This is a genomic window from Dietzia aerolata (genome assembly GCF_014144865.1).
Taxonomy (GTDB): Bacteria; Actinomycetota; Actinomycetes; order Mycobacteriales; family Mycobacteriaceae; genus Dietzia; species Dietzia aerolata.
The window spans coordinates 11,235-12,939 of record NZ_JAALDM010000058.1 but is presented as its reverse complement, the minus strand read 5'-3'; the positions used below and the strand labels follow the sequence as shown (position 1 = coordinate 12,939).

Here is a 1,705-nt window from a genome sequence, read left to right as displayed (position 1 = left end):
CTAAATAGCGTGGCCCCGTCGCCGGCGGCGAGCGCGTCCACCGAATCGTCGATGAGCGCAACCTCGGTGGCACCCAGCAGCGCGACGGCCCGCGGGTAGGTGATGCCCTCGTCCCCGGCGCCGGCCATGAGCTGGTCGAGCACACTGAGCGTGTCACGCGGCGACCCGCCGCCGGAGCGGATGACCAGCGGGAACACCGTCGGATCGACGTTCACGCCCTCCTGCGCGCAGATCCGCTCGACCAGCCCCCGCATGGACGACGGCGTGAGCAGCCGGAACGGATAATGGTGCGTGCGCGAGCGGATGGTGGGCAGCACCTTCTCCGGCTCGGTGGTGGCAAAGATGAAGATGAGGTGCTCCGGCGGCTCCTCCACGATCTTGAGCAGCGCATTGAAACCCGCGTTGGTGACCATGTGGGCCTCATCGATGATGAGCACCCGGTACCGCGACGACGCCGGGGCGAAGAACGCGCGCTCGCGCAGGTCACGCGTGTCATCCACACCGCCGTGGCTGGCCGCGTCGAGCTCCGTGACATCGAGCGTGCCGTTACCGCCAGGGGCAAGCGCGACGCACGAATCGCACACCCCGCACGGATCGGGAGTGGGGCCCTGCACGCAGTTGAGCGAGCGGGCGAGGATCCGCGCGGACGAGGTCTTACCGCAGCCGCGCGGCCCGGAGAACAGATAGGCGTGGTTGATACGACCGGACGCGAGCGCCACCGAGAGCGGGTCGGTGACGTGCTCCTGGCCCACGACCTCGGCGAAGGAGGCGGGGCGATACTTCCGATAGAGAGCCACGCCTAGAGGGTACCGAGGGGGTCGGACATTGATGACGGTCGTGCCGCATCGGCTGTGGTGACCGGGGGTTTTACGACGACGACGAGGTCACCCTCCCGCCCCGTGACGCCTCGCGCCGGGCGGACGTTCTGGGCTCACGATCACCCTCGTCGGCCATCTTTCGGGGAAATGACCGGAGGGGCCGCGCATGCGCAGCCCCTCCCGACGTCCCTCGCGCGGCGTAGGGCCCCCTCAGACCCCGCGGCGCGGTACCCGAACCGGATCGTCGGCGCCGGCCCCTCACAGCCCCTCAGCTGTACTCCGGCGCCCGACCCGTGTGGCTCGGACGGGTTAGATACAACCAGACCATCAGAACGGGTACAAGGCCCCAATTTTATTGACGATTGATCAACAAGACGTCAATTTTGCGTTCACGCACGTCAAACCGCTAAACACCGGCCAGTTAACAGAGGCAGTGATACTGCAACGTGTTCCAGATCACTATTTTGATGCTTCGCAGGTCACACCCACAATCCAGACCACCGCGCATCTGAGTACACCTGACACCAGTCAGCCTTTTGGTCCATTTACGCCGCAGGACTGGTTGTTACAGCCTCGTCGGACCCCTCGCGCTCGCTGTTACTCGCGCCTCGTCTTGCAACTCGGCATGCGACTCGTCCTGCACGGGACACTCGTGATTATTCGCGCTTTGCGGGCGCGGAAATACGCGCGAAGGCCCTCGCAGCTATGCGAGGGCCTTCGCGCGAGAGGTGCGCGCAGATGTGTGCTCCGGCGGGATGCCGGCGAGGCGGTGGGACGGCGAGCCGGCGACGCCGCGGCGTTGTCAGCCGGCGGCGCGGCAAGCCGCGAGGAGTGCGCAGAGGGCCACGACATCCATCGCGGCCTCGACCTCGGCCAGCGGCGGCAGG

Annotated in this window: 2 protein-coding genes; both read right to left on the bottom strand. The window is 67.0% G+C overall.

Annotation, left to right across the window (positions count from 1 at the left end):
* Nucleotides 1-797 (bottom strand): DNA polymerase III subunit gamma/tau (gene dnaX, locus G6016_RS04505; RefSeq protein WP_182631503.1); only part of this gene is annotated, 797 nt, incomplete at its 3' end.
* Between the two features lie 823 nt (nt 798-1,620).
* A partial coding sequence (locus tag G6016_RS17140) for a hypothetical protein (RefSeq protein ID WP_241729749.1) occupies nt 1,621-1,705 on the bottom strand: 85 nt, incomplete at its 5' end.